The sequence below is a fragment of the Streptomyces spongiicola genome (assembly GCF_003122365.1).
In the GTDB taxonomy this organism is placed as follows: Bacteria; Actinomycetota; Actinomycetes; order Streptomycetales; family Streptomycetaceae; genus Streptomyces; species Streptomyces spongiicola.
In genome coordinates this window covers 1,192,352-1,218,778 of the sequence record NZ_CP029254.1, presented here as the reverse complement: position 1 = coordinate 1,218,778, position 26,427 = coordinate 1,192,352, and the positions used below count along the sequence as shown (strand labels likewise).

The following is a 26,427-nucleotide window of genomic DNA, read 5'->3' as shown; positions in this document are numbered from 1 at the left end:
ACCGGGGAGGTGGCACCCCTCACCGGGGAGGTGGCACCGGTCCCGGTCCCGGCTGCGGTCCCTGGTCCGGTCGCCGTTCCGGTTCCGGCTGCGGACCCTGACCCGGGCGTCGCTCCGGCACCGGTTCCCGATCCGGTTGCCGCGCGGGGTCCGTTCCCCGGCCAGGTCGCGCGGCCCGCGGACGCGCCGGCGGCGTCCGGGGAAGACGCCGTTCCGGGGCCGGTACCGCAGGACTCCCGGGCAGGGCTGGTACCGCAGGACAGCGCGGCGAGGCCGGTAGCCCAGGACACCCAGGCAGGGACCGGGGGTACCGCGGGAGCGCCCGAGGGCACGGCGGAGGCATCCGGGCCGCCCGGGTGGGGGGCCTCCGGTAGCGACGCCCCCGCGCCCTCGGTGGCCGGACCCCCCGCGGCGGCCCCGTTGAGCGGAGTCCGGCGGCCCGCGGCCGCTCCCGGCGGCGAGGCACAGGCCCCGGGGCCGGTTCCCCGAGCGGCCCCCGCGGCGGAGGCGTCGGCGGCGGAGGCCGCGGAGCCGGCCGGCGAGGGGCGGTTCACGGTTCGGCTGGCGAACTTCGAGGGGCCGTTCGACCTGCTGCTGCAGCTCATCTCGAAGCACAAGCTCGATGTCACCGAGGTGGCGCTGTCCGAGGTCACCGACGAGTTCATGGCCCATATCCGCGCCATGGGGCCCGACTGGGACCTCGACCAGACCACCGGGTTCCTCGTCGTCGCGGCGACCCTGCTGGACCTGAAGGCCGCCCGGCTGCTGCCGGCCGCCGAGGTGGAGGACGAGGCGGACCTCGCGCTGCTGGAGGCGCGGGACCTGCTGTTCGCCCGGCTGCTCCAGTACCGCGCGTACAAGCAGGTCGCGGAGGTCTTCAGCGGCAGGCTCGACGAGGAGGCCCGGCGCCACCCCCGCACCGTCGGCCTGGAGGACCACCACGCCGAACTGCTTCCCGACGTCGTCATCGGCATCGGCGCGGAGGGCTTCGCGAGGCTCGCGGTCAAGGCGATGCAGCCCAAGCCCAAGCCGCAGGTGTACGTCGACCACATCCATGCGCCGCTGGTGAGCGTGCGAGAGCAGGCCGAGGTCGTCGTGGCCATGCTGCGCGAGCGCGGCAGGGCGAGCTTCCGGGAACTGACCCACGGCGTGGCGGACACCCTCACCGTGGTCGCCCGGTTCCTGGCCCTGCTGGAGCTCTATCGTGAGAAGGCGGTGCTCCTGGACCAGGAGGACGCCCTGGGGGAACTCGTGGTCACCTGGACCGGCGGTGAGGCCGAGGCACACGTCACCGACGAGTTCGACCGGATTCCCGAGAGCATGGAGGACAAGGCGTGAGCGACGACCTCGCGGAGGCCGCGGTGCCCGGGACCCGTACCGCAGCGGTGGCCGGTGCTCAGGACGCGCCCGGTCAGGCCGCCGCGCCCGGGACCCGTACCGCAGCCGCGCCCGGTGCCGGGGACGGCTCCGTGCCGGAGGACGCCTCCGGGGTACCGCACGAGCCCGGGGCCGGGGCTTCCGGGGCCGGGGACGCCGCCGGGGCGCGGTCCGCGCTCGAGCCCGCCCTCGAGCCCGCGCTCGAGGCGGTTCTGATGGTTGTCGACGAACCGGTCACCGAGGAGCACCTCGCCAAGGTCCTCGAGCAGCCCCGCCGTGCCGTCGCCGACGCCCTGCGCCGGCTCGCGGACGAGTACACGGTCCAGGGCCGCGGCTTCGAGCTGCGGCTCGTCGCCGGAGGCTGGCGCTACTACACGCGTCCCGAGCACGCCGCCGCCGTGGAGCGGTTCGTCCTCGACGGCCAGCAGGCCCGGCTCACCCAGGCCGCCCTGGAGACGCTCGCCGTGGTCGCGTACCGCCAGCCCGTCAGCCGCTCCCGGGTCTCGGCCGTGCGCGGAGTGAACTGCGACGGCGTGATGCGCACCCTGCTCCAGCGCGGTCTGGTCGAGGAGGTGGGCACGGAACCCGAGACAGGTGCGATCCTGTACGGGACGACGAACTACTTCCTGGAGCGGATGGGCCTGCGCGGTCTGGACGAACTCCCCGAACTCGCGCCGTTCCTCCCCGAGGCGGAGGCGATCGAGGCAGAGACCCAGGAGGGTGTTCCGTCGTTCGATCCGGACGTACCGGATGGACCAGACGCACCGGATGCACCGGATGCACCGGGTGTGCTGGACGCGCCGGATGTACCGGATACAGACGCAGACGACACGACGACGACGGAACTTTGATGCGAAGCAGCGGCAGGAACAGCAGCGGACGCGGCGACTACCGGGGTGCCGGTGGGGGCGCCGCCCGGTCGAGGAGCGGGGGGCAGCGCGACGACAGGCAGAAGCGCGCGGGCAAGCCCCGTCCCGAGGAGCGCCGCTACGACGCGGGGGGCTCGGCGCCCGACGGCCCGAAGAAGGGCCGCGGCGCGACCGCCCGGGGCGGGGCCAAGGGAGGCCCGAAGCAGTCCCCGCAGCGCGGCGGCGGGCGTACCGCTCCCGCCCGCTCCCGCGAGTACGAGGCCCGTGCCGAGGAGCGCAACCGCGAGCGCCACGCGAACAAGCCCCGCACGGGTACGCCCAGGGCGGTTCCGGGTGCCGAGCAGGAGGGCGAGCGGTTGCAGAAGGTCCTCGCACGCGCCGGCTACGGCTCACGGCGGGCCTGCGAGGAACTGGTCGACCAGGCACGCGTCGAGGTCAACGGCGAGATCGTGACCGAGCAGGGCCTGCGCGTCGACCCGGCCAAGGACGTGATCAAGGTGGACGGCCTGACGGTCGCCACGCAGTCGTACCAGTTCTTCGCGCTCAACAAGCCGGCCGGAGTCGTCTCCACGATGGAGGACCCGGACGGCCGCCAGTGCCTCGGGGACTACGTCACCAACCGCGAGACCCGGCTGTTCCATGTCGGCCGGCTCGACACCGAGACCGAGGGCATCATCCTGCTCACCAATCATGGCGAGCTGGCGCACCGGCTGACCCACCCCAGGTACGGGGTGCAGAAGACCTACCTCGCCGCGATCCAGGGCCCCCTCCCGCGCGAGGTCGGCAAGCGCCTGAGGGAGGGCATCCAGCTGGAGGACGGGTACGCCCGCGCCGACCACTTCCGGGTCGTGGAGCAGACCGGCAAGAACTACCTTGTCGAGGTCGTACTGCACGAGGGCCGCAAGCACATCGTCCGGCGCATGCTGGCCGAGGCGGGTTTTCCGGTCGACAGGCTCGTGCGGACGGCGTTCGGGCCGATCGCGCTCGGCGACCAGAAGTCCGGCTGGCTGCGCCGGCTGAGCAACACCGAGGTCGGCATGCTGATGAAGGAAGTCGGGCTCTGACGCCTGCCGTGCTGCGGCGGGGGAGCGGTCCGAACGCCTGCCGGCGCTCTCCCGCGGGCGGTGAGCGCCGGGCCGGCCGGGCTCCCGTCCTCCGCCCCGGTCGCCGGTCGGCGTGCCCTCTGCCCTGATCCTCCGGGCGCCCCGTCCACTGCCCCGGGCACCGGATGTCCGCGCCTTCCGCCGCGCTCCTGCTCTTCCGCCGTTCTTCGTCACCGTTCTTCGTCGTCGTTCTTCCGTCGTCGTTCTTCCGTCCTCGTGCTTGCCGCACCGCCCCTCGCGCCTTTATAGTCATAGTGACTCTAAAGGGGGGGTGGATGTGAACCTCGCGGACGTACTCGCGCCGTTGCGGCAGCCGCTGTCCACGCCGCCCGGCACTCCGCCCGGCACGCCGGCCGGCCGGACCGAGGTGCTCGACTCGGGCGCCGGGGCCCGGTGCGTCCGGATCGCGGCCCGGCGGCACACCGCCGACCGGCCCGTCGGTATCGCCGGCGGCGTCCTCTTCGTCCTGCTCCTCACCCAGGCCGGCCCGTACGCCGACGCGGGGCCGCAGGTCGTCCTCACCACCCTCGCCGGGTACGGCTGGTGGACCTGGACCCACGGGGGTGGACCAGGCTCCGGCGTCCCCCCGGTGCGCCGCACCACGCGCACCGAGGGCACGTGGCTGCTCGCGGCGGGGGTGGTGGGGACAGCGGGGCCGACGCTGCTCCCGGACCGGGCCACCGACTCGGACGTCCCGTCCCGGGACACGCCGACCTCGCGCACCGCGGCCGTACCCGAGTACGGCACGGAGTACGGCGGGCCGAAACCCGCACCCCTGCGGGCCGAACAGCCGGGCGCGGTCCGGTCCGGCGTCCGCTTCGTCGGCGACGACCTCCCGCTGATCGCCCGCCGCCGGGCCGAACCGGGGAACGCCGCCGCCCGGACCGGCTCCCCGGTCCCGGTCTGCGACACCGACGCCTTCACCACCACCGTCCGGCACGAGCGCTGCCCGGGCTCCTTGCGCTGCCCGGGCGGCGAGCGCTACCGGGGCGGCCGGCGCGAGGAGCCCGCCCGGATCGCCGCGGCCGGCCGGGACGGCCTCTGGCCGCTCACCGGCCGCGAGGGAGTGCCCTTCGAGGGCGACGGCCTGCGCGACGGCGGGCATCCCTGCCCCAGGACGGCGGCCCGGTTCGCCGGGGAACCCAGCCGCGGCGGCCGGCGGTTCGTCACCGCCGGCGGACCGCACCACCAGCGGCAGGCCACCGCCCTCACCGCCGGGGACGAACCACCCGCCGTGGGACGGCACTTCGTCGACCCCCTCCCCGCCCGGTGCGGGGACGCACCCGCGCGGGAGTCCCGGTGAGCGTCGAGGGATACGACCCGAGGGCGTTCCCGCCCTTCGCCGTCACCGTGGACCTCGCCGTCTTCACGATCCGCGCCGGCCGGCTGCACGTCCTGCTGATCGAACGCGGGACCGAACCGTACAAGGGCGCCTGGGCGCTGCCCGGCGGCTTCATCCTCCCGCGGGAGTCCGCCGAGCAGGCAGCCCGCCGTGAACTCGCCGAGGAGACCGGCCTGTCGGAGGCCACCGTCGCCGGCCTCCACCTGGAGCAACTGCGCACCTACAGCGACCCCGGCCGCGACCCCCGGATGCGGGTCGTGTCGGTCGCCTACACCGCCCTCCTGCCCGACCTGCCCGAACCGCGCGGCGGGGGCGACGCCGCCCACGCCCGCTGGGAGGCCCACGGCAGCCGGGCACTCCTCGCCTTCGACCACGAGCACATCCTCGCCGACGCCCGAGAACGCGTCGGCGCCAAACTCGAGTACACCGGACTCGCCACCGCCTTCTGCCCCGCCGAGTTCACCCTCGGCGAGCTGCGGCAGGTGTACGAGACCGTCTGGGGCGTCGAACTCGACCGCCCCAACTTCCGGCGCAAGGTCCTCACCACCCCGGGCTTCGTGGAAGCCGTCGAAGGACGCGCGCGCCTGACCGGCGGCCGGGGGAAGCCGGCCGCGCTCTACCGCGCGGGGCCGGCGAACGCCCTGCACCCTCCGCTACTGCGACCGGAAGGACGGCATCCGACATGAAGGACATGACCGGCCTGGCGGCGGCGAGGACCGCCACCAAGCAGGCAGCCACCGGCACACTCGTCGGGCTGGCGCTCGGCGACGCGCTCGGCCTCCCGACCGAGTTCAAGGACGTGCCGTCGATCCTCGCCTCGTACGGCCCCTGGCGGGAGATGGACCTGCCGAGGCCCGCCCTCGTCACCGACGACACCCAGATGACGCTCGCGCTGGCCCGCGCCATCCGCACGGCCACGGACCGGGGACTGCTCGCCCCGCTGCGGCTGGTCCGACCGCTGCGCGAGGAGTTCGTGGACTGGTACCACTCGCCCGACAACAACCGCGCCCCCGGCCGCACCTGCCTGGCCGCCTGCCGCAAACTCGACAGCGACATGCCGTGGCAGGAGGCCAGCCAGATCGCGTCCAAGGGCTGCGGGGCGAACATGCGCGCCGCGCCCGTCGGGCTGGTCCCCCGCCTCAGCGACGGGCAGCGAGCCGGAGCCTCCCAGCTCCAGGCCGCGCTGACCCACGGCCACCCGGCCGGGCTGGCCGCCTCCGACCTCACGGCACGGGCCGTGTACCTGCTGGCGCGCGGCACGGAACCGGCCGGACTGGTCGGGCGGCTGCGGTCGTACGCGTACGAGAACCGCTCCCGCTACCACCACGGCTGGCTCGGCGACCTCTGGACCTACGCCCACGACGGCACGCCGGAGGACTTCATCGAGCGCGGCTGGGACGACTGCCTCGCGGCGCTGGAACGCCTGGCGGACGCCCTGCGCGACGCCGACCCGGAGACCGACCCCTGCCTCGCCACCGGTGACGGCTGGATCGCGGAGGAGGCCCTCGCCACCGCGCTCCACTGCTTCCTGCTGTTCCCCGAGGAGCCGCTGACCGCCCTGCGCCGCGCCGCCTGCACCCGGGGGGACTCCGACTCGATCGCCTGCCTGGCGGGCGCCTTCGCCGGGGCCCACCTCGGGGCCCGGGCCTGGCCCAAGGAGTGGGAGGAGCGCATCGAGTACCGCAGCGAACTGCTGACCCTGGGTGCCCTTTGGGATGCTTGAGCCATGACACCGGCCCTTCACCTCGCCGAACTCGCCCCCGTGGCCGCGGAGCAGCGTAAGGCCACAGGCAGGCGGCGTGGTCCTGCCGCACCGGCGGCAGCAGGGAACGAGGGACCGTACTCAAGCCGGAGCCCTCACGCTCTGGTGATGTGACGGACCTTCCGGGCCGGAATACCCCGAATACCCCGAATACCCGGAATGTTGAGAATGCTGAGAATGCTGAGACCTGACTACGGCCTCAGCAACGGCGGACCGTCCCCGTCCGTTCGTGAAGCGTGACATCCACTCCCCGTCGGCCGCCGGCGCGGTCGTCTGCCTCCACGTCGTCCGCAAGGGCGAGCGGCGCGGCCGCTGAGACACCCCGTCCGCCGGACTGCGGCGCGGACCGTGCCGGCGGGGCCCGCCGCACCGCGTCCGCCGGCCCGCGCGTTGTGGGCGGAGATCGAGCGGGCGCACCGCGACTACGCCGACCTCGGCTCGCCGGCGGCCGGGGCGTTCGGGCTCACCGTGCGGCCCGAGGGCGGGTGTCTGCGGCTGCACGGGAACGGGAACGTCCTCGCTCCCGTTCCCCGGTCCGCGGGGCGGCCGCGTTCAGCGCGGGAAGTGGTGCGGTAGCTCCCTGGTGAGCGCGGCCGCCGCGGGGGAGAGCCAGCGCCGCTGGTGGCGGGCCAGCTGGACGGTGACGTCGGGGAACCGCGGCCCGGGCACCTGCGTCAGGCGGCCCGTCTCGAGCGCGTCCGCGACATTGGCGCGGGCCAGCAGACTGAGGCCGAGGCCCGCGGCGACGCAGGACCTGGCGGCCTCCAGGCTGCCGAAGCGTGTGATCCGGGGCTGCGTGCCTTCGGCGGCGGTGAGCAGCCGGCCGATGAAGTGGTCGCTGTACGAGCAGCCCTGCTCGTACAGGAAGTAGTCCTGGCGGGCCAGCTCTGCCCAGCGGGCGGGCGAGTCGGTGGCGCCGCGGGCGACGGGGTGCTCGGGGGAGCAGACGAGCACGAGCGGCTCGTGGGCCAGCGGCGTGCACTCGATGTCGCGGAAGTCCGCCTCGTCCTCCAGGAGCAGGGCGAGGTCCAGCTCGCCGGCGCGGAGCGCGGCCACGGCGGTCGCGGTGCCCATCGTGTGCAGGTCCACCTCGATCCCGGGGTGGCTGCGCCGGAGCGCGGTGATGACCCCCGGCAGCCGCGCGGACACCAGCGTCTCGCCGGCCGAGCGCACCACGCGTCCGGTCACCCGGTCGCCCGCGCCACCGGCCGAGGCGGCAACCGTCCGCAACCGGGACTCCGCCTCCAGCACGGCCTCGGCCTGTGCCAGCACCTCGCGTCCGGCACCGGTCAGCACCACCCCGCGCGGCAGCCGGTCGAACAGGCGCAGGTCGAGGTCCTTCTCCAGTGCCTTCACCTGGGCGGTGACGGTGGACTGGACGAGGTGCAGGCGCTCCGCGGCGGCCGTCAGGTTCCCGGTCCGGGCGACCGTGGCGAAGGTGCGCAGCAGTCGTGTGTCCATGCTGCCGACGATAGCCGTCGCCATCGAACAAATCGATGGCTTCGATCGTTTTCCATCGTTTGTAGAAATGGCTGCACGGTGTGACGGTAAGGGCATGAGCCCGAGGACACACCCCGAGACCCTTCGCTACACCGCCTTCACCACCGACCCCGCCGGTGGCAACCCGGCCGGCGTCGTGCTCGACGCGGCCGCACTGGACGATGCCGCCATGCGCGCCACCGCAGCCGAGGTCGGTTACTCGGAGACGGCGTTCGTCACGGCCGCCGACCCTGCGGCGCGCCGGTTCGGGCTGCGCTACTTCAGCCCGCTGGCCGAGGTCGCCTTCTGCGGCCACGCGACCGTCGCCACCGCGGTGGCGCTGGCCGAGCGGATCGGCACCGGCCCGCTCGCCTTCGACACGCCGGTGGGTGAGATCGCCCTGGACACATCGGCGGAGCCGGACGGCTCCGTGACGGCGACGCTCACCAGCGTCCCCACCCGCTCGCGGCCGGCGAGCGACCAGGAACTGCACGCCTCCCTCACGGCCCTGCACTGGTCCCCGGAAGACCTCGACCCCGCACTTCCCCCGCACGTCGCCTTCGGCGGAAACGAGCACCTGGTCCTCGCCGCGGCCACCCGCGAGCGTCTCGCGGCCCTCGACTACGACTTCGATGCCCTGTCCGAGGTGATGCACCGTCACGGCTGGACCACGCTCCAGCTGGTCTGGCGTGAGGCCGGAGAGCTCTTCCACGCCCGCGACCCCTTTCCGGTCGGCGGTGTCGTCGAGGATCCGGCCACCGGTGCCGCGGCCGCGGCTCTCGGCGGCTATCTGCGCGCCCTCGGGGCCCTCCCGCCGTCCGGCGCCTTCACCATCCGCCAGGGGGAGGACCTCGGCCGGCCCAGCGTGCTTCGGGTGGAAGCCTCCACCGCCGAACCGCGTGTGCGGGTGAGCGGGCAGGCGGTGGCGATCGCCGATGCGGATGCGGATGCGGACGTGGACCTGGACGTGGACGTGGACGTGGATGCGGACGTGGGCACCGGCACCGGCACCGGTGGTCGGGGGGCCTGAGGGAACCGGCGCGGTGGAGCGGCGGACGGTCCGGGAGGGCGCCGTTCGCGGCCGGCCGCCTACCGCGGCCGCGAGGCGATCTGGATGAGGTTGCCGCAGGTGTCGTCGAGGACGGCGGTGGTGACCGGGCCCGTCTCCAGGGGCTTCTGGGTGAACCGGACGCCGAGGGCGCTCAGGCGCTCGTACTCCGCCGCCACGTCGTCGACGGCGAACTGGGCGAGCGGGATGCCGTCCTCGGCGAGTGCGTCGCGGTAGGTCCTGGCGGCGGGGTGGCGGGCGGGCTCCAGGAGGAGTTCGGTGCCGCCGGGCTCTTCGGGAGAGACGACCGTCAGCCACCGGTCCTGCTCGCCGAGGGGGACGTCGTGCTTCTTCAGGAAGCCGAGGACCTCGGTGTAGAAGTGCAGCGCCGCGGCCTGGTCGTCGACGAGGACGCTGGTCAGACGGATCTTCATCGGGTGCCGTCCTCCGGGTTCGGTACGGGGGGTGTGGGCCATCGCTCGGTGATCCGCCGCAACGGAGCCGTGTTGAGGTCGTGGAACTTGCAGCGGCCCTCCCGCCTGGTCTCCACCAGACCGGCGGCCTCCAGCACGGTCAGGTGCTGGGAGACCGCCTGGCGCGAGATGCCGAGCCCGTGCCGTGTGCTCAGTCGCGCACAGATCTCGAACAGCGTCTGCCCGGACCTCTCCGCGAGTTCGTCGAGGATGGTGCGGCGGGTGGCGTCGGCCAGGGCTTTGAAGAGGTCGTCGGCCACGACGCCACAATAGGCAAGTGCTCACTTGCCTGTCGAGTCGGGCGGCGCCCGGTGGCCGCCCCGGTGGCGGCAGCTGCCGCAGCGGGCGACATTCGATCACCGGGCGGCGGTGCCCCGGTCCGCGGCACCCCCGGCCGGGCCGTGCCGGCCCCGCCCGACGCGGTACTAGGCTGATCGGAGCATCCGCGGGGCCGGAGCCGCGGAGTCGACGCCGAGGAGGAGCGCAAGGTGGCGGTACGAGCCGTCCGGGGAGCCGTCCAGCTGGAACGGGACGAGGCCGGGCACATGGACGAGCGGGTCGGTGAGCTGCTCACCGCCATCCTGGAGCGCAACGGGCTCGCGGTGGACGACCTCATCAGCATCTGGTTCACCGCCACGCCGGATCTGCACAGCGACTTCCCGGCCGCCGCCGCCCGGGGGCTCGGCATCGTCGACGTCCCGCTCATCTGCGCCCAGGAACTCGACATCGCCGGAGCGATGCCCCGTGTGGTGCGGGTACTCGCCCACATCGAGTCCGACCTGCCCAGGAACGACGTCGCGCACGTCTACCTCGGCGCCGCCGCCGCCCTCCGCAAGGACATCGCCCAGTGAGAACCGCCCTCGTCGTCGGAACCGGCCTGATCGGCACCTCCGCGGCCCTGGCACTCGCCGGCCGCGGCGTGACCGTCCACCTCAGGGACCACGACCCCACCCGGGCCAGGACCGCGGCCGCGCTCGGCGCGGGCAGTGAGGACCCTCCCGAGGGGCCCGTCGACCTCGCGGTCGTCGCCGTGCCGCCCGCCCATGTGCCCGCGGCGCTCGCCGAGGCGATGCGCGCCGGGACCGCCCGCGGCTACCTCGACGTGGCCAGCGTCAAGGGCGGTCCGCGGCGCGAGCTGGAGGCGCTGGGAGTCGACATGTCGGCGTACATCGGTACGCACCCCATGTCCGGCAAGGAGCGGTCCGGTCCGCTGGCGGCCACCGCCGACCTCTTCGAGGGGCGGCCCTGGGTGCTCACACCGACCCGGGAGACCGACACCGAGGTGCTCAACCTGGCGCTGGAACTGGTCGCGCTCTGCCGCGCGGTCCCCGTCGTGATGGACGCCGACGCCCACGACCGCGCGGTCGCACTCGTCTCGCACACGCCCCAGCTGATCTCGTCGATGGTCGCCGCCCGCCTGGCGGACGCGGACGAGACGGCCGTGCGGCTGTGCGGGCAGGGCATTCGCGACGTGACCCGGATCGCCGCCTCCGACCCCCGGATGTGGATCGACATCCTGACGGCGAACCCGGGCCCCGTCGCCGACGTCCTCGCGGGCGTCACCGCGGACCTGGAGGAGACGGTCCGCGCCCTGCGCGCGCTCGAGTCCTCCGACGAGGACGAGCGCCGCGACGGAGCCAGCGGGGTCGAGGACGTGCTGCGCCGCGGCAACGCGGGCCGTGAGCGCGTACCCGGCAAGCACGGCGCCGCGCCCGCGGTGTACGAGACCGTCGCGGTCCTCATCAGCGACCGGCCGGGCGAGCTGGCCCGGATCTTCGCCGACGCGGGCAGCGCGGGCGTCAACGTCGAGGACGTGCGCATCGAGCACGCGACCGGGCAGCAGGCGGGTCTGGTCCAGCTCATGGTTGAGCCCGCGGCCGCCCCCGTGCTGTCGGCGGCGCTCCGGGAGCGGGGCTGGGCACTGCGCCAGTGACCCGCGCGGCGGGCCGCCACCCGGCCGCCGGGGCTGCCTCCCGGGGCTGCCTCCCGGGGCAGGCGGCCGGAGGGCGGCGGGGCCCTGCCGCCCGGTCCGGGAAGCGGTGCACGGGGCCCGTCCCGCACTCGGTAACCTTGTGCGGGGCACCTCGGCACTCCGCCCTGCCCGCACACCAGCTTCAGGAAGGTCTCCGACACCGTGGAATCCGTGATCGTCGCCATCGACGGGCCCTCCGGCACGGGCAAGTCGAGCACCTCCAGGGCGGTCGCCGCAGAGCTGGGTCTCAGCTACCTGGACACCGGCGCGCAGTACCGGGCGATCACCTGGTGGATGCTGACCAACGGCATCGACGTGGACGACCCGGGGGCCGTCGCCGCCGTCTGCGGGAAGCCCGTGATCGAGTCGGGTACGGACCCGCTCGCCCCGGCGATCAGCGTCGACGGCGCGGACGCCGCCGGACCGATCCGCACCCGGGAGGTGACCTCCAGGGTGAGCGCCGTCAGCGCGGTCCCGGAGGTACGGGCCCGGATCACCGGGTTGCAGCGGGCCATCGCCGCGGCCGCCGAGAAGGGCATCGTCGTCGAGGGCCGGGACATCGGCACCACCGTCCTCCCGGGAGCCGATGTCAAGATCTTCCTCACCGCCTCCCCGGAGGCCCGGGCGGCCCGTCGCAGCGGCGAGCTGAAGGGCAGCGAGGCGGCCGATCTCGCGTCCACCCGCGAGGCGCTGATCAGGCGCGACGCCGCCGACTCCAGCCGGAAGACCTCCCCGCTGGCCAAGGCGGGCGACGCCGTCGAGGTCGACACCACCGATCTCACGCTCCCGCAGGTCATCGAGTGTGTCGTCGCTCTCGTCGAGGAGAAGCGGGCCGCGCGGTGACCGCACCGTCCGCGCGGGGCGCCGCCGTCGGCCGGACGATCGGCATCGGCCTGATGCACACGCTGTGGCGTCCGAGGGTGCTCGGGGCCTGGCGGGTACCGGCCGCCGGGCCGGTGATCCTCGCCGTCAACCACGCCCACAACATCGACGGCCCCCTGCTCATGGGCACGGCGCCCAGGCCGGTGCACTTCCTCATCAAGAAGGAGGCGTTCACCGGCCCCCTCGACCCGTTCCTCACCGGGATCGGGCAGCTCAAGGTGGACCGCTCCGGACCGGACCGCACCGCCGTGACCGGCGCCCTCGGCGTCCTGGAGCACGGAGGGGTCCTCGGGATCTTCCCCGAGGGCACCCGGAGCGGCGGCGACTTCGGCGCCATCCGCGCCGGGCTCGCGTACTTCGCCGTGCGCTCCGGGGCCCCGATCGTCCCGGTCGCCGTGCTGGGAAGCAGCGGTCGCGGCGGACGGCTGATACCGGCGCTGCCCCCGCTGCGCAGCCGCTTCGACATCGTCTTCGGCGAGCCCTTCACGCCCGGCGACGGCAGCGGGCGGCGCACCCGCAGGGCGCTCGACGAGGCGACCGTCCACATCCAGGAGCGGCTCACCGCGCACCTGGAAAACGCCAGGCGCCTCAGCGGGCGCTGAGCGAGACTCCGTCAGTGGGCTCCGGCCGCACCGGCCCCGCCCACCGACCACGAATGAACGAGGAACGGACTTCATGAACGACCAGCACGACCACGGGGAACTCGGCGACACCGAGTACGCGCAGTTCATGGAGCTCGCCGCGGAGGAGGGTTTCGACCTCGAGGACGTCGAGGGCGCCATCGAGGAGGCCGGCCACGGCCCGCTGCCCGTCCTCGCCGTCGTCGGCCGTCCGAACGTCGGCAAGTCGACCCTGGTGAACCGGATCATCGGCCGCCGTGAGGCCGTCGTCGAGGACAGGCCCGGCGTCACCCGCGACCGCGTCACCTACGAGGCCGAGTGGGCGGGCCGCCGCTTCAAGGTCGTCGACACCGGCGGCTGGGAGCAGGACGTCCTCGGTATCGACGCCTCCGTGGCGGCCCAGGCCGAGTTCGCCATCGAGGCCGCGGACGCCGTCGTCTTCGTCGTGGACGCCACCGTCGGCGCCACCGACACGGACGAGGCGGTCGTCAGGCTGCTGCGCCGCGCGGGGAAGCCGGTCGTCCTCGCGGCCAACAAGGTCGACGGCCCCTCGGGCGAGGCGGATGCCGCCACGCTCTGGTCGCTCGGTCTCGGCGAGCCGTTCCCGGTGTCCGCCCTGCACGGCCGGGGCACCGGCGACCTGCTCGACGAGGTCCTCAAGGCCCTCCCCGACGCACCCGCGCAGACCTTCGGCGGCCTGGTCGGCGGACCGCGCCGCATCGCCCTCATCGGCCGCCCCAACGTCGGCAAGTCCTCCCTCCTCAACAAGGTCGCCGGCGAGGAGCGGGTCGTCGTCGACGCGACGGCCGGCACCACCCGCGACCCGGTCGACGAGCTCATCGAACTCGGCGGCACGACCTGGAAGTTCGTGGACACCGCCGGTATCCGCAAGCGTGTCCACCTCCAGGAGGGCGCGGACTACTACGCCTCGCTGCGTACCGCGGCCGCTGTCGAGAAGGCCGAGGTCGCGGTCGTACTGATCGACACCAGCGAGTCCATCTCCGTCCAGGACCAGCGGATCATCACGATGGCCGTCGAGGCCGGCCGGGCGCTCGTCATCGCGTACAACAAGTGGGACACCCTCGACGAGGAGCGCCGCTACTACCTGGAGCGCGAGATCGAGACCGAGATGCAGCAGGTGTCCTGGGCGCCCCGGGTGAACGTCTCCGCCCGCACCGGCCGCCACATGGAGAAGCTGGTCCCGGCGATCGAGACGGCGCTCGCGGGCTGGGAGACCCGGGTGCCGACCGGCCGGCTCAACGCCTTCCTCGGCGAGCTGGTCTCCGCCCACCCCCACCCGATCCGGGGCGGCAAGCAGCCCCGCATCCTGTTCGGCACCCAGGCCGGCACGAAGCCGCCGCGTTTCGTGCTCTTCGCCTCCGGCTTCCTGGAGCACGGCTACCGCCGCTTCGTGGAGCGCAGGCTGCGCGAGGAGTTCGGCTTCGAGGGCACTCCGATCCATATCTCCGTGCGGGTGCGCGAGAAGCGCTCCAGGAAGAAGTAGGCGCGAGGGGAGCCCCCGCGGACTCCTGCGGGACGGCACCCCCGTACGGGACGGCACCCCGTACGGGACGGAGCGGCGCCCGGGGCGGCGGCTTCCGATGCCGGCCGTGCGAAGGCGTCCGTGCAATGCCGGCCGTGCGAAGGCGGTCGGCGTCCACGTGGAACGGCCGGGACGCAGTGCGCCCCGGCCGTTCCACGTGCCAGCCCTCACAACCCCCTGCGGGGTGCGGGCGGCAGCGCGCGGGCGTGAAGCCCTCCGGTGTGCTGCCGGACAGCGACCGGCCAGGGGCTGAACCGGCCGGCGGCGACGGCGCCCGGATCGCCACCGCCGTTCAGCCCGGTTCCGAACCCCTTGAAGACGAGGTCCTCCTCGCCTGAACGGTCACCGGGCAGTGACCGGAAGGCTCTGCGGTACTCGGAGCACAGCGTGTCGTAGATCGGGGTGGCCGAGGCGTTCCGGCTCTCGTACGGCCGGCGGGCGGGGTCGTCTGTGTGCACATAGGGGCAAACGACCCCGATGTCCGCCGGATGCGGGCCCGTCCCGGAAATCGCAGTTCGCCGGGGGTACGGGGGGCGCACACCGTGGGAGTACCGGCAGCGGGTGCCCGCGGCGGTCGGGTGCCCGCGGCGGTCAGGTCCCCGCGAGCGGCATCGCCGCGGCGACCAGCCTGCCGTTCGCGGCGGCCTTGTCGAGTGCGTCACGGAGCAGGTCCTCGCGCGGCTGCTGTCCGATCGAGCCGACCGGGGCGGCGAAGACGAGGACCTTGTGCGACCTGTTGGCCGCGGTGCGCCAGCCGTCGGTGACCTGGAGCGGCTGGTGGGCCTGCCACCAGGCGACCTGACCGCTCCCGCCGGTGCCCGGCTGAAGCACGGCGTGCAGCTGCCCCATGGCGAGCAGCACCGACCAGCCGGGCAGCGAGGGGGGCAGCTGGTCGACCGTGGAGACGGGCAGGAAGCCCTGCTCGATCAGCAGCGGCAGGAAGTCGTCCCCGCCCTCCCCGAGGCTGCCGGGACGGGCGATCGGTGCGGTCGGCTCCACGACGAGCGCGGGGTGCAGGTCCTCGCCGATCAGGACCAGGCCGCTGGTCACACCGAGCACCGCCTGCTCCCGCGGCGCGGCCGGTCCGCCGTGCCCCGGGTGGGCGGCCTGCTGCTGGGCCACCGGGGCGGCGGCCTCGCCGGTGATGGAGCGGACGGCGCCCCTGAGCTGCTCCTCGGCGACCTGGACGACCTGGGAGGGGATGCAGCTGGCATGGGCGAAGGCCAGGACGGCGGTCTCCTCGCCGACGAACAGCACGGTGCTGGTCCGCTCCTGCTCGGAGTCGCCCGGGGTGCGGCAGGAGGTGCAGTCGTAGGTGCCCGGGGCGTTCTCGCCCGCGAGCAGCCGGTCGGCCTCTTCGTCGCCGATCTCGGCGCGTACGTCCTCGCTGACGTCGAGCATGCGCGGCACGGGTTGCTCCTCGGACTCGGTGCGTAACGGTGCGCCGGGCGGTTCCCGGCTCGTGAAAAGCACAACGGGAGACGCGGGGCAAGAGTCACGCCGCGGCGATGCCGGGCCGACAGATCGCCACGGAGACACATCGACAATTCGACGCCGGGCCCGGTCGCTCGGCGACACGCCGGTGTCGTCGGGGCCGCCGGGCCTCCCGACGGCATGCCGCCGGGACGGGAGCGGCCGGATCGCCCACAGTGGGGCTTGGCGGGGTGACCGCACTCCGCCCCGGCCCCGGCCCCGGCCACCGGTACCCCGGACCCGGCGTCCCGTCCCCGGTCGCCGTGAACCGCGAGGAGCGGCACCATGCACATCGCGTTTCTGCTCCACAACGCCTACGGAATCGGCGGGACCATCCGCACCACGTTCACCCTGGCCGGCACGCTGGCCGAGCGGCACGACGTGGAGATCGTGTCGGTCTTCCGCCACCGCCGGGAGCCGGCCCTGGGCGCGCCGCCGGGCGTGACCCTGCGTCACCTCCTCGACCTGCGGCGGGGCAGCCCCGGGTACGACGGCGCCGACCCCGGCCACACCCGGCCGGCCCGGGTGTTCCCGCGCGGCGACGGACGCTGGAGGCAGTACAGCCGTCTCACGGACGCGCGGATCGGCGCATGCCTGAAGTCCCTGGAGGCCGACGTCGTGATCGGAACCCGCCCCGGCCTCAACGTCCACATCGCCCGCCAGGCCCGCCGCGGCCCGGTCCGGGTCGGCCAGGAGCATCTGACGCTGGACAGCCACGGCTACCGCCTGCGCCGCGAGATCGCCCACCGGTACGCCCTGCTCGACGCGGTCACCACCGTCACGGAGGCCGACGCCCGGGCGTACCGGACACGCCTGAGGCTGCCGGAGGTACGGATCGAGGCCGTGCCCAACGGTGTCCCGGCGCCGGCCGCCGCCCCCGCGGACGGGGACAGCCCCTGGGTCGTCGCGGCCGGCCGGCTGCTCCGGGTCAAACGCCACGACCTGCTCGTCAACGCCTTCGCCAAGGTCGTCGCGGCGCGCCCCGACTGGCGGCTGCGGATCTACGGCGGGGGCGACGCGACCGGCGACGAGCGCGACGCGCTGCTGGCCCTGATCGCCCGGCTCGGGCTGCACGACCACGTGCATCTGATGGGGCCGGTCCATCCGATGGAGCCGGAGTGGGCCAGGGGCTCCATCGCCGCGGTCACCTCGGACCGGGAGTCGTTCGGCATGACGATCGTGGAGGCGATGCGCTGCGGGCTGCCCGTCGTCTCCACCGACTGCCCGCACGGGCCGCGCGAGATCATCGAGGACGGCGTCGACGGGCTGCTGGTGCCCGTCGGCGACGAGGGCGCGATCGCCGGCGCCCTGCTCGCCCTGATCAACGACGACGGGCTGCGGCGCAGGGCCGGGGCGGCGGCGCTGAAGGCGTCCGGGCGGTTCGACCCGGCGCGGATCGCGGAGCGCCACGAGGCACTCTTCACCGAGCTGGCCGCCCGGGGCGGGCGGCACCGCCCCCGCTCCGTGCTCCGGGACGCGGTGCACCGTTCGCGCGGCTCCGTGCTGGACGCGGCGTACGCGCTGCGGTACCGGGCGGCCGGCCTCGTCCGCGGAGGGCGGGCGGTGTGACCGCCGCCACCGGGGAGCGGCGTCCCGGCCCCCCGATCGGGGCGGCGGCCGTAGGAGTCCGTCGGCGTTCGAGGGCGGAATCGCCCGTATGCCGGAGACCTCGGCGCGACTTCTGCGTCTGCTGCCGTCGTCGCAGGCCCACCGCGACCGGTCCGGGGCGGAATTCGGCTTCGAGCCGGCCCGGGCGGTCACGTGGAGCCGGCCGGGCGCGCGGAGCCGGCCCGGGCGAGCGGAGCCGGTCCGGGCACGTCAGGACGGTCCGGGACCGGCTCCGCCGGGCCGCGGACGCCTCCGGGTGAGGCCGTCCCGCGGGGGCCGCGGCACCGCCGGACGCCGCGGCGCGAACTCCGGATGGTGCAGATCGAACGCGGGCGACTCGGAGCGCACCCGGGGAATGGTGGTGAAGTTGTGCCGCGGCGGGGGACAGGACGTCGCCCACTCCAGCGACCGGCCGAACCCCCATGGGTCGTCGACGGTGACCTTGCCGGCGTACCTCTGGGTCTTCCACACGTTGTAGAGGAACGGCAGCGTGGACGCGCCGAGCAGGAAGGCGCCGACGGTGGAGACGGTGTTCAGCGCGGTGAAGCCGTCGGCGGCGAGGTAGTCGGCGTACCGCCGGGGCATCCCCTCGGCGCCCAGCCAGTGCTGGACCAGGAACGTGATCTGGAAGCCGGGGAGCAGCGTCCAGAAGTGGATCTTGCCGAGGCGTTCGTCCAGGAGCCTGCCGGTGAACTTCGGCCACCAGAAGTAGAAGCCGGCGAACATCGCGAAGACGACCGTGCCGAAGACCGTGTAGTGGAAGTGGGCCACGATGAAGTACGAGTCGGTGAGGTGGAAGTCCATCGGCGGTGAGGCGACGATGACGCCGGTCAGCCCCCCGAGCAGGAACGACACCAGGAATCCGACGGCCCACAGCATCGGCGTCTCGAAGGACAGCGAGCCCCTGAGCATCGTTCCGGTCCAGTTGAAGAACTTCACCCCGGTCGGTACGGCGATCAGGAACGACAGCAGGGAGAAGAAGGGCAGCAGCACGGCACCGGTGGCGAACATGTGGTGGGCCCACACCACCAACGAGAGGCCGGTGATCGCCATGGTGGCCCCGACGAGGGTCAGATAGCCGAAGACCGGTTTCCGGGAGAAGACCGGGATGATCTCGGTGACGATGCCGAAGAACGGCAGCGCGATGACGTAGACCTCGGGGTGGCCGAAGAACCAGAACAGGTGCTGCCACAGCAGCGCGCCGCCGTTGCCCGACGCGAAGACCACCGAGCCGAGCCGCCGGTCGGACTCCAGCACCAGCAGGGCGGCCGCGAGCACCGGGAACGCCACCAGCACCAGGATGGTGGTGAAGAGGATGTTCCAGGTGAAGATCGGCATCCGGAACATCGTCATGCCGGGGGCCCGCATCCCGATGATCGTCGCGAGGAAGTTCACGGACGTCAGGATCGTGCCGAAGCCGGACAGGGCGAGGCCCATGATCCACAGGTCGATGCCGACGCCGGGTGAGCGGTCCAGGCTGTTGAGCGGCGCGTACGCGGTCCAGCCGAAGGCGGCGGGGCCGGACGGCACCAGCAGCGAGCCCAGCACCATCAGCCCGCCGAAGAGGAACAGCCAGTACGAGAGCATGTTCAGCCGGGGGAAGGCGACGTCCGGGGCGCCGATCTGGAGCGGCACGATCCCGTTGGCGAAGCCGGCGAAGGCGGGTGTCGCGAACAGCAGCAGCATGATCGTGCCGTGCAGGGTGAACGCCTGGTTGAACGACTGGTTGGTCATGATCTGGAGCCCGGGACGGGCCAGCTCCGCCCGCATCACCATCGCCATGACCCCGGCGATCAGGAAGAAGGCGAACGAGGTGACCAGGTAGAGATGCCCGATCTTCTTGTGGTCGGTGGTCGTCAGCCACTCCACGACCACCCGGCCAGGCCGGCGCACCGGCGCCGGTGAGGCGGAGGCCTCGGCGGTGTCCGTGCCCATGGGCCGATGCTAAGGGCTGTCCCGCGGTCCCCGGTGGATCAGCGCGCGGCATCGGATGCGGTGTACGGCAGGGCGGCGGGCCGTCCTCGTGCCGCGCGCGTCCGGGCCGCGTCCGGGCCGAGTCCAGGCGTGTCCGGGCCGCCTCCGGGCGGTCCGGCAAGGCGGCGAGGCGCCGCGGCCCTCGCCGTCTGCCCGCCGGAGGTGGTGGTCGGCTCCTGGCGGCGGGGGTCCGTACGGGCGGGCGGACCCGGGACGGGTCACCGGCGATACGTGCACGGGCGGTACGTGCACGGGCGGTACGTGCACGGGCGATACGTGCACCGGCGGTACGTGCACCGGCGGTACGTGCACGGGCGGTACGTGCACCGGCGATACGCGTGCGGGTGGTCCGCCCGGTCCGTCCGGTCCGCCCGGTCCGTCCGGGGCTTTCACCGCTTCGTCCGGAAGCCGGGCGGAGGCGGGGCTGGACCGCGGGTCCGAAGCGGGTCCGAAGCGGTGCGCGGGACGCCCGGAGACCGTCTGGAAGTATCTCCGGTTCGTCCAGAAGTAGGACATGTATAAGGCATGATGAATTCAGTCGGCACGGACTTTCGGGGAAAGCGTGTGACGGAAGTTGCTCACGGCCCCGGACGCGGCGGCGCGGCAGCGGCGGGGGAATTCAGGCTGAATTTCCGTGCCGACGAATATGATTGCCTGCGCCGATGCCCGGCGGCCCGCCAAACGCTTGTCGTGAACCTGTGACAGAAGCGTGACCGGTGGGGTATGTGGGGTGGAGGGGGAGTGCGATCCCACTCATCCGGACCGTTTTCCGCCGGCCGCGGGCGGGCCTTCCGTCACCGTCCGCTGCCGCCTACGGTGATTCCATGGCACCGACACCGACTCCCGCAGGACAGCCGGACGACGCCCCGGAGGCCTATGTCGGCCTCGACGCCGACCGGGCCGAGCGCCGCGCACGCAGCCGCGGCTGGTCCACCGTCAGATCGCTTCCGCCCGGCTCCGTCATCACCATGGAGTACCTGGAGGGCCGGCTCAACTTCGAGGTCGACGGCGGCACGGTCGTCCGCTGCTGGACGGGCTGACCGCACCGGCCGCCGAACGGACGGACGGACGGGCGGACGGGCGGCGCCCGGCAGCCCACCGGGCACGACGAGGACTTTGGAACCCAAGACCCAAGCAAGGCCGGTCGGGGCCCTCGTCGTGCCCGGTCACCGCGACTCGGCCCTCGGGGCCCCGCGGGGCGTCAGCCGCCCTGCGGCCGCGACCGGGGCGGGCGTCTGCTCCCGGCCGCGACCGGGGTCCAGGGCGCGTGCGGCGAGCGCCCCACCGTGTAGGTGCGGGGCTGCCCGTGCCGGGCGGGTGCGGCCACACCCTGTGCGCCCGGGGCACCGGCCGGCTTCGGCCCGGCCGGCGCCGCGCCGCCGATGGTGCTCCTCGCCGCCGCCCCCCGGACAGCGCTCGTCGCACCCACCGGGTGGCGCACCGGCTCCCCGCCGCTCCCGGCCGGCAGCCGCTGCGGGTACATGGCCGGACGGGGGCCGCCGGAGGCGACGGGCAGCGACGGCACCGGCAGGCGCCGGGCGCGCAGCCGGTCGCGCAGCGCGAGGATCCCGTCCTCGACGCGCCCGATGAGGGGTTCGCACCACGGCAGGGCGAGCAGGATCAGCAGCCCGGCGGCCCAGCCCAGCAGCACGTCGCTGAGCCAGTGGGTGCCGAGATAGACGGTCGTCAGCCCCACGCCGAGGGCGACCACGGCGGACAGCGCCGACAGATACCGCCTGGCCCGCGGGGTGGTGGCCAGATAGGCGAGGATTCCCCAGGTCACGACGGCATTGGCGGTGTGGCCGGAAGGGAATATATCGCCGCCGGCGAAGAGTTCGGCGGAGCCGATCTGCGTCGCGTAGTGGGGGCCCAGCCGGCCCAGGCCCAGCTTGACCGCGCCCACCGTCGTGTTGAGCAGCAGCAGCGAGGCGCCCAGCACCAGGAGCGGACGCAGCGTGTGCTGCCGCCACGAGCGCCAGCCGAGCCAGGCGGCGACCATCACGGCCGTCGGGCCGCGCTGTCCGAGCACCACGAAGTAGTCCAGGAACGCGTGCAGTTCGGGCCACTGTTGATACGGCCGGAAGAGCATGACCTTCCAGTCGACGATCACCAGCCAGGACGAGATGAGCACGGCGACCACGATCGCGAGATAGAACGCCGACGTCCCGCCGAGGAGGGCGAGACGGGTGCGGCTCATCCGCGGGATCTCTATCTTCGGCGGCTCCGGCTCCCGGTCCAGACGGGCAAAGATGTCGGTACGCACCCAATCGACGTTACAGCGAGTGAGTGTCCGCCCAGGCCGATCCAGGCTCTTCGTGATGACGATGTGATGTGGAGTGTGTCCCGCCGGCGCATTGAAAGAGCGCGGCTGACTAAATCCGGTGGACGCGGTGCCTATTGTCCGCCCCGTATCTCCGTAAGTGTGTTTGCGGGCGGCGGTGACTGTTCACGGGATTGCCGCACCGAATTCCGCGGCCGCTCGGAGCGGCCGCGCAGCCGTCCCTCGGGCACCGCCCGGCGTGGCGTACGCCACACCCGGGTGCCGTGCGAGGTGAGAGGTGCACCACGCGCCGCCGCCCGGGACTCGCGTACTCTGGCTGATCACTCGCCCGTCGATGCCGGGCCGCCCGCCGGGCCAAGCCCCCGGCCGGGCCCACCGACGCGAGAGACCCAGCAGGAGGTACGTAGATGTTCGGCAGGACCACGGCCGTGGCACGCCCGCGTGCCGCCGGCGGCGCCAACCGCTGGGTCGTCCTGCTCGTCCTCTGCGTGAGCCTGCTCCTGGTGGCGGTGGACGCCACCGTGCTGCACGTCGCCGTGCCCGCGGTCACGGAGGACCTCCGCCCCTCCGGGGTCCAGCTGCTGTGGATCGTGGACGCCTACCCCCTGGTCTGCGCCTCGCTGCTGATCCTCTTCGGCACCCTCGGCGACCGGGTCGGGCGGCGGCGTGTCCTGCTGCTGGGCTACGCGCTCTTCGGCGTCGCGTCGGCGGTCGCGGCACTGGCCGCCACCCCCGAGGTCCTCATCGGCGCCCGCGCCCTGCTCGGCGTCGGCGGAGCGATGATCATGCCGGCGACGCTCTCCATACTCCGGGCCGTCTTCCCGGACCGGCGCGAGCGCGCCACCGCCATCGGCATCTGGACTGCGGTCGCCGCGGTCGGCGCCGCCACCGGTCCGGTTCTGGGCGGCTTCCTCGTCCAGCACTTCTGGTGGGGCTCGGTCTTCCTGATCAACATCCCGCTGATGCTGCTGATCCTGCCGGTCGGCCGCTGGCTGCTCCCCGAGTCCCGGGGGGACCTCGGGGGGCCCTGGGACGTCCTCGGGGCGCTCATGGCCGCGGCCGGGGTCCTCGGCATCGTCCTCGGCGTCAAGCGGCTCGGCGCGGGCGACCCCCTGGTGGACCTCCGCACGGTCGGCCCGCTGCTCGCCGGGGCGGGGCTCCTCGCCCTCTTCGTCCACCGCCAGAAGCGCCGCAGCCATCCGCTCGTCGACATGCGGATGTTCGCCAGGGCGACCTTCTCCACCGCGGTCGGCTGCATCGTGCTCGCCATGCTGGCGCTGGTCGGCCTCGAGCTGATCGCCGTCCAGTACCTCCAGCTCGTGCTCGGGCTGAGCCCGCTGGAGACCGGTCTCCGGCTGCTGCCGCTGACCTTCGCCGCCATGGCGGCCGGAGCCACCGGCTCCTTCACCCTCCGCCGCGTCGGCCCCCGCCGGATGGTCGGCTGGGGCTTCGTGCTCACGGCCGCCGCCGTGGTGCTGCTCACCCTGATGGGGCAGCACGACCGCCCGCTGCTGCTGACCACCGGGTTCGTCCTCCTCGGATTCGGGCTCCAGACCACGCTCTTCGGCGCGTACGAGTCGATGCTCAGCGAGGCCCCGCCCGAGGACGCGGGCGGCGCCGCGGCGATCGGGGAGACCTCGTACCAGCTCGGCGCCGGCATGGGCATCGCGCTGCTCGGCAGCGTCATGAACGCCGCCTACGCCCCCGGGGTCGACGGCGCGGTGGGCGCTCCGCCCGAGGCGCGCAGCGCGGCGGCGCACTCGCTCGGCGAGGCCTACCAGGTGGCACTCCAGCTCGGCGGCCCCGCCGGCGACGCGCTGCGCACCGCCGCCCGGCAGGCGTTCGTCCACGGACTGCACGTCACGCTCCTCGTCAGCGCGGGGCTGCTGCTGCTCGGCGCGCTGGCGGCACTTCGGCTGCCGAGTGCGATGGAGTGCGCGGAGCCCTGCGGCCCCGGCGGCCCCGAGGGGCTCCGCGACCCCGAGGGGCTCGGCGGCCGGGACGGACTCCCGGCGGCTGGGACGTCGGCGGACTCCCGGCCGGGCTGTCCCGTCCCCGGGCCCGCACTGCCGACCGGCCCGTTCCCGGGCAAGGTGCGGTCCGAGCCGGCTGTCCCGGCGCGCCGCTCACCGGAGGCGGCCCGTCCGGCCCCCACTGGACGCACGGCCCGTTGAGCCGTAACGTCGGCGCCGAGCATTAACTACCACTGCTAGGTTTCCTGTTCCGGCAGCCGCCGGACCCGGACAGCGCCAGTGCGAGCCGACGGAGGCACCCTCATGTCCGCACCCTCGAAGCTGCCGCCCTTCGACCCCGCCGACCCCCTGGGCATCGACGACCTGCTGGAGCCCGAGGACCTCGCGGTGCGCGACACCGTCCGCTCCTGGGCCGCCGGGCGCGTGCTGCCGCACATCGCCGAGTGGTACGAGAGCGGTGAACTGCCCGCAGTCCGCGAACTGGCCAGGGAACTGGGTTCGATCGGCGCCCTCGGCATGTCGCTGACCGGCTACGGCTGCGCGGGCGCCACCGCGGTCCAGTACGGACTCGCCTGCCTGGAACTGGAGGCGGCCGACTCCGGTATCCGCTCGCTCGTGTCCGTCCAGGGCTCGCTCGCCATGTACGCGATCTGGAAGTACGGCTCCGAGGAGCAGAAGCAGCGGTGGCTGCCGGCCATGGCGTCCGGTGAGACCATCGGCTGCTTCGGGCTCACCGAGCCCGACCACGGCTCCGACCCCGCGGGGATGCGCACCCACGCCAAGCGCGACGGCTCCGACTGGGTGCTCGACGGCCGCAAGATGTGGATCACCAACGGCTCCGTCGCCGGTGTCGCCGTCGTCTGGGCCCGGACCGACGACGGCATCCGCGGCTTCGCCGTCCCCACCGGCACACCCGGTTTCTCGGCCCCCGAGATCCGGCACAAGTGGTCGCTGCGGGCCTCCGTCACCAGCGAACTCGTCCTGGACGACGTGCGGTTGCCGCATGACGCCGTCCTGCCGGGGGTGACGGGACTGAAGGGCCCGCTCGGCTGCCTCTCGCACGCCCGCTACGGAATCGTCTGGGGCGCGATGGGAGCGGCGCGCTCCAGCTTCGAGACGGCGCTCGACTACGCGAGGACGCGGGAGCAGTTCGGAAAGCCCATCGGGGGCTTCCAGCTCACCCAGGCCAAGCTCGCCGACATGGCGCTCGAACTGCACAAGGGAGTACTGCTCGCCCATCACCTCGGGCGGCGGATGGACGCCGGGACGCTCCGTCCCGAGCAGGTCAGTTTCGGGAAGCTGAACAACGTACGCGAGGCGATCGGGATCTGCCGCACCGCGCGCACGATCCTCGGTGCCAACGGGATCTCGCTCGAGTACCCCGTGATGCGCCACGCCACCAACCTCGAGTCGGTGCTCACCTACGAGGGCACCGTCGAGATGCACCAGCTCGTCCTGGGCAAGGCTCTCACCGGCCTTGACGCGTTCCGGTAGGCCGGCCGTCGCGTTCCGGCCGACCGGCGAGCGCCCCGCTCAGCTCTGGTTGAAGAAGCCGTCGCCGGGGCGGCCCGCGGACTCCCCGCTCACGATCTCCGTGTCGGCGGGGGTCAGCAGGAAGACCCGGGTCGCCACGCGCTCGATGGAGCCCCGCAGACCGAAGGTCAGCCCGGCGGCGAAGTCCACCACGCGCTTGGCGTCCGCGGGCTCCATGGAGGTCAGGTTGACGATGACGGGGACGCCGTCGCGGAAGTGCTCCCCGATGCCGCGGGCGTCCCGGAAGCTGTCGGGGGAGACGGTGGCGATCCGGCGCCCCTGCTCCTCGGCCGTGTCGGAGGCCACCCGGACGCGCGGGTCGGTCACCCACTGGTCGCCGGATCCCGTACCCTCGGCGTACTCGTCGTCGTAGTAGCGCTCGTCGTTGTCCTCGACGAGACCGAGCCATGCACTCGCCTTGCGCACCGATCCCATGGACGCCTCCTTTCGACCGCGGTCACTTGTGGTTCCGCATATCCCTATGGTCGTCCATAATGCGGATCGCGCGCCAAGTGGATAGTCGCCGCGCAGGGGATTCGTGACGGTACTGGTGCAGAGCATGTGGCGGTTCGTCAAGGTTCCTCCAGCGTATGGGCCCTGAAGGGGCTCATATCGAAGCAAAATATGAATGTCTCGGCAGACGGGTGAGTGTCGGAGCGTCCGGGTGAACGGGCGGCCGGACGCGATGTCGGCCGCACAGGTGAACGGCAGCCGGCGGAATGCCGCGTTCGGAATCGTCAGGCCCGCACCCAACGCCTCACGGGCGGGTCCAGGGCGGAGCCGACGGCCCGTCTCTGCGGGCTCCGCCCGGCACTTCGCGCCGAGCGCGGGCGGTCCGCCGGGATCGTGGCGGACCGCGACGGGCCCGCCGTACCGGTGCTGACGGAGGCTCAGTCCGGGCGCGCTCCCGCGCGGCGCCGCACGGCCGGGCGCTGCCCGGTGCGTGCCATGCGCGCCGCGGCCGTCGCCCGCGGTGCGGGAGCCCGGCCGGCCGCCGCGGTGCCGCTCCTCCTCGCCTCGGCCGGGGTCCGCGACCACCTGGCCGACCCGGACGGGAAACCGGCCCGCGGGCCGGCGGCCGCGGTCGCGCGCCGGCGCCCACGGTCCGGGGCGCG

General features: G+C 73.6%; 23 protein-coding genes and 1 pseudogene. 16 read left to right on the top strand and 8 right to left on the bottom strand.

The window, feature by feature from the left end:
* The first annotated feature begins 9 nt into the window (after positions 1-9).
* The 6 genes and pseudogenes from DDQ41_RS05240 to DDQ41_RS05215 all read left to right on the top strand — a co-directional run bounded on the left by DDQ41_RS05240 (position 10) and on the right by DDQ41_RS05215 (position 6,414).
* Positions 10-1,338, top strand: a complete 1,329-nt coding sequence (locus DDQ41_RS05240; protein ID WP_394342176.1) for a segregation and condensation protein A — start codon at positions 10-12, stop codon at positions 1,336-1,338.
* Between the two features lie 254 nt (positions 1,339-1,592).
* Positions 1,593-2,228, top strand: a complete 636-nt coding sequence (scpB, locus tag DDQ41_RS05235) for an SMC-Scp complex subunit ScpB (RefSeq protein ID WP_394342175.1) — start codon at positions 1,593-1,595, stop codon at positions 2,226-2,228.
* Positions 2,228-3,310, top strand: coding sequence for a pseudouridine synthase (locus DDQ41_RS05230; RefSeq protein ID WP_109293417.1), 1,083 nt, complete (start codon positions 2,228-2,230; stop codon positions 3,308-3,310). The genes scpB and DDQ41_RS05230 overlap by 1 nt, the downstream gene beginning before the upstream one ends.
* 316 nt (positions 3,311-3,626) lie before the next feature.
* A pseudogene (locus DDQ41_RS05225) lies at positions 3,627-4,094 on the top strand (nicotinamide mononucleotide transporter); the annotation flags it as partial.
* 554 nt (positions 4,095-4,648) lie between these two features.
* On the top strand, positions 4,649-5,377 hold the full coding sequence (locus DDQ41_RS05220; RefSeq protein WP_109293416.1) for an NUDIX hydrolase: 729 nt from the start codon (positions 4,649-4,651) through the stop codon (positions 5,375-5,377).
* Complete coding sequence (locus DDQ41_RS05215; protein WP_109293415.1) at positions 5,374-6,414, top strand: ADP-ribosylglycohydrolase family protein; 1,041 nt, start codon at positions 5,374-5,376, stop codon at positions 6,412-6,414. The genes DDQ41_RS05220 and DDQ41_RS05215 overlap by 4 nt, the downstream gene beginning before the upstream one ends.
* Before the next feature lie 591 nt (positions 6,415-7,005).
* On the opposite strand, the gene DDQ41_RS05205 is transcribed toward DDQ41_RS05215, so the two are convergent.
* A complete protein-coding gene (locus DDQ41_RS05205; protein ID WP_109297549.1) occupies positions 7,006-7,914 on the bottom strand; it encodes a LysR family transcriptional regulator in 909 nt (302 codons plus the stop codon).
* 94 nt (positions 7,915-8,008) lie between these two features.
* Between DDQ41_RS05205 and DDQ41_RS05200 the strand changes: the two genes are divergently transcribed.
* Positions 8,009-8,962 (top strand): PhzF family phenazine biosynthesis protein, encoded by a 954-nt coding sequence (locus tag DDQ41_RS05200; RefSeq protein WP_262508361.1) that lies wholly within the window; start codon positions 8,009-8,011, stop codon positions 8,960-8,962.
* Between the two features lie 59 nt (positions 8,963-9,021).
* On the opposite strand, the gene DDQ41_RS05195 is transcribed toward DDQ41_RS05200, so the two are convergent.
* Positions 9,022-9,414, bottom strand: a complete 393-nt coding sequence (locus DDQ41_RS05195) for a VOC family protein (protein WP_109293414.1) — start codon at positions 9,412-9,414, stop codon at positions 9,022-9,024.
* Positions 9,411-9,713 (bottom strand): ArsR/SmtB family transcription factor, encoded by a 303-nt coding sequence (locus DDQ41_RS05190; RefSeq protein ID WP_109293413.1) that lies wholly within the window; start codon positions 9,711-9,713, stop codon positions 9,411-9,413. Before DDQ41_RS05190 ends, DDQ41_RS05195 begins: the two co-directional genes overlap by 4 nt.
* 228 nt (positions 9,714-9,941) lie before the next feature.
* Here DDQ41_RS05190 and aroH point away from each other — a divergent pair, with 228 nt between their 5' ends.
* From aroH to der, 5 genes are all read left to right on the top strand, one after another.
* Positions 9,942-10,304 (top strand): chorismate mutase, encoded by a 363-nt coding sequence (gene aroH, locus DDQ41_RS05185; protein ID WP_109293412.1) that lies wholly within the window; start codon positions 9,942-9,944, stop codon positions 10,302-10,304.
* Positions 10,301-11,386, top strand: a complete 1,086-nt coding sequence (locus tag DDQ41_RS05180) for a prephenate dehydrogenase (protein ID WP_109293411.1) — start codon at positions 10,301-10,303, stop codon at positions 11,384-11,386. The genes aroH and DDQ41_RS05180 overlap by 4 nt, the downstream gene beginning before the upstream one ends.
* Before the next feature lie 201 nt (positions 11,387-11,587).
* Positions 11,588-12,268, top strand: coding sequence for a (d)CMP kinase (gene cmk, locus DDQ41_RS05175; RefSeq protein WP_109293410.1), 681 nt, complete (start codon positions 11,588-11,590; stop codon positions 12,266-12,268).
* A 53-nt stretch (positions 12,269-12,321) separates the two neighbouring features.
* Positions 12,322-12,909, top strand: coding sequence for a lysophospholipid acyltransferase family protein (locus DDQ41_RS05170; RefSeq protein WP_245991334.1), 588 nt, complete (start codon positions 12,322-12,324; stop codon positions 12,907-12,909).
* Positions 12,910-12,982: 73 nt separating this feature from the next.
* Positions 12,983-14,431, top strand: coding sequence for a ribosome biogenesis GTPase Der (der, locus tag DDQ41_RS05165; RefSeq protein WP_109293408.1), 1,449 nt, complete (start codon positions 12,983-12,985; stop codon positions 14,429-14,431).
* Between the two features lie 206 nt (positions 14,432-14,637).
* On the opposite strand, the gene DDQ41_RS05160 is transcribed toward der, so the two are convergent.
* Positions 14,638-14,928, bottom strand: coding sequence for a hypothetical protein (locus tag DDQ41_RS05160; protein WP_109293407.1), 291 nt, complete (start codon positions 14,926-14,928; stop codon positions 14,638-14,640).
* A gap of 133 nt (positions 14,929-15,061) precedes the next feature.
* Positions 15,062-15,880: a hypothetical protein gene (locus DDQ41_RS05155; protein ID WP_109293406.1), complete on the bottom strand. Its 819-nt coding sequence runs from the start codon at positions 15,878-15,880 to the stop codon at positions 15,062-15,064.
* Positions 15,881-16,228: 348 nt separating this feature from the next.
* Between DDQ41_RS05155 and DDQ41_RS05150 the strand changes: the two genes are divergently transcribed.
* On the top strand, positions 16,229-17,512 hold the full coding sequence (locus DDQ41_RS05150; RefSeq protein WP_109293405.1) for a glycosyltransferase family 4 protein: 1,284 nt from the start codon (positions 16,229-16,231) through the stop codon (positions 17,510-17,512).
* 249 nt (positions 17,513-17,761) lie between these two features.
* Here the strand turns inward: DDQ41_RS05150 and ctaD are convergent, their stop codons facing one another.
* Entirely contained in the window at positions 17,762-19,486 is a 1,725-nt protein-coding gene (gene ctaD, locus DDQ41_RS05145) for an aa3-type cytochrome oxidase subunit I (protein WP_109293404.1), read from the bottom strand.
* Positions 19,487-20,349: 863 nt separating this feature from the next.
* Here ctaD and DDQ41_RS05135 point away from each other — a divergent pair.
* Entirely contained in the window at positions 20,350-20,565 is a 216-nt protein-coding gene (locus DDQ41_RS05135; protein WP_109293402.1) for an I78 family peptidase inhibitor, read from the top strand.
* A 161-nt stretch (positions 20,566-20,726) separates the two neighbouring features.
* Here the strand turns inward: DDQ41_RS05135 and DDQ41_RS05130 are convergent, their stop codons facing one another.
* On the bottom strand, positions 20,727-21,788 hold the full coding sequence (locus tag DDQ41_RS05130) for a phosphatase PAP2 family protein (RefSeq protein WP_109293401.1): 1,062 nt from the start codon (positions 21,786-21,788) through the stop codon (positions 20,727-20,729).
* 425 nt (positions 21,789-22,213) lie between these two features.
* On the opposite strand from DDQ41_RS05130, the gene DDQ41_RS05125 reads away from it, so the two are divergent.
* Together DDQ41_RS05125 and DDQ41_RS05120 are read left to right on the top strand one after the other, a co-directional pair.
* Positions 22,214-23,980 (top strand): MFS transporter, encoded by a 1,767-nt coding sequence (locus tag DDQ41_RS05125; protein ID WP_109293400.1) that lies wholly within the window; start codon positions 22,214-22,216, stop codon positions 23,978-23,980.
* A gap of 102 nt (positions 23,981-24,082) precedes the next feature.
* Complete coding sequence (locus DDQ41_RS05120) at positions 24,083-25,273, top strand: acyl-CoA dehydrogenase family protein (RefSeq protein ID WP_109293399.1); 1,191 nt, start codon at positions 24,083-24,085, stop codon at positions 25,271-25,273.
* 39 nt (positions 25,274-25,312) lie between these two features.
* Here DDQ41_RS05120 and DDQ41_RS05115 read toward each other — a convergent pair whose 3' ends face one another.
* Positions 25,313-25,747, bottom strand: a complete 435-nt coding sequence (locus tag DDQ41_RS05115; protein WP_109293398.1) for a cell division protein SepF — start codon at positions 25,745-25,747, stop codon at positions 25,313-25,315.
* Positions 25,748-26,427 lie beyond the last annotated feature (680 nt).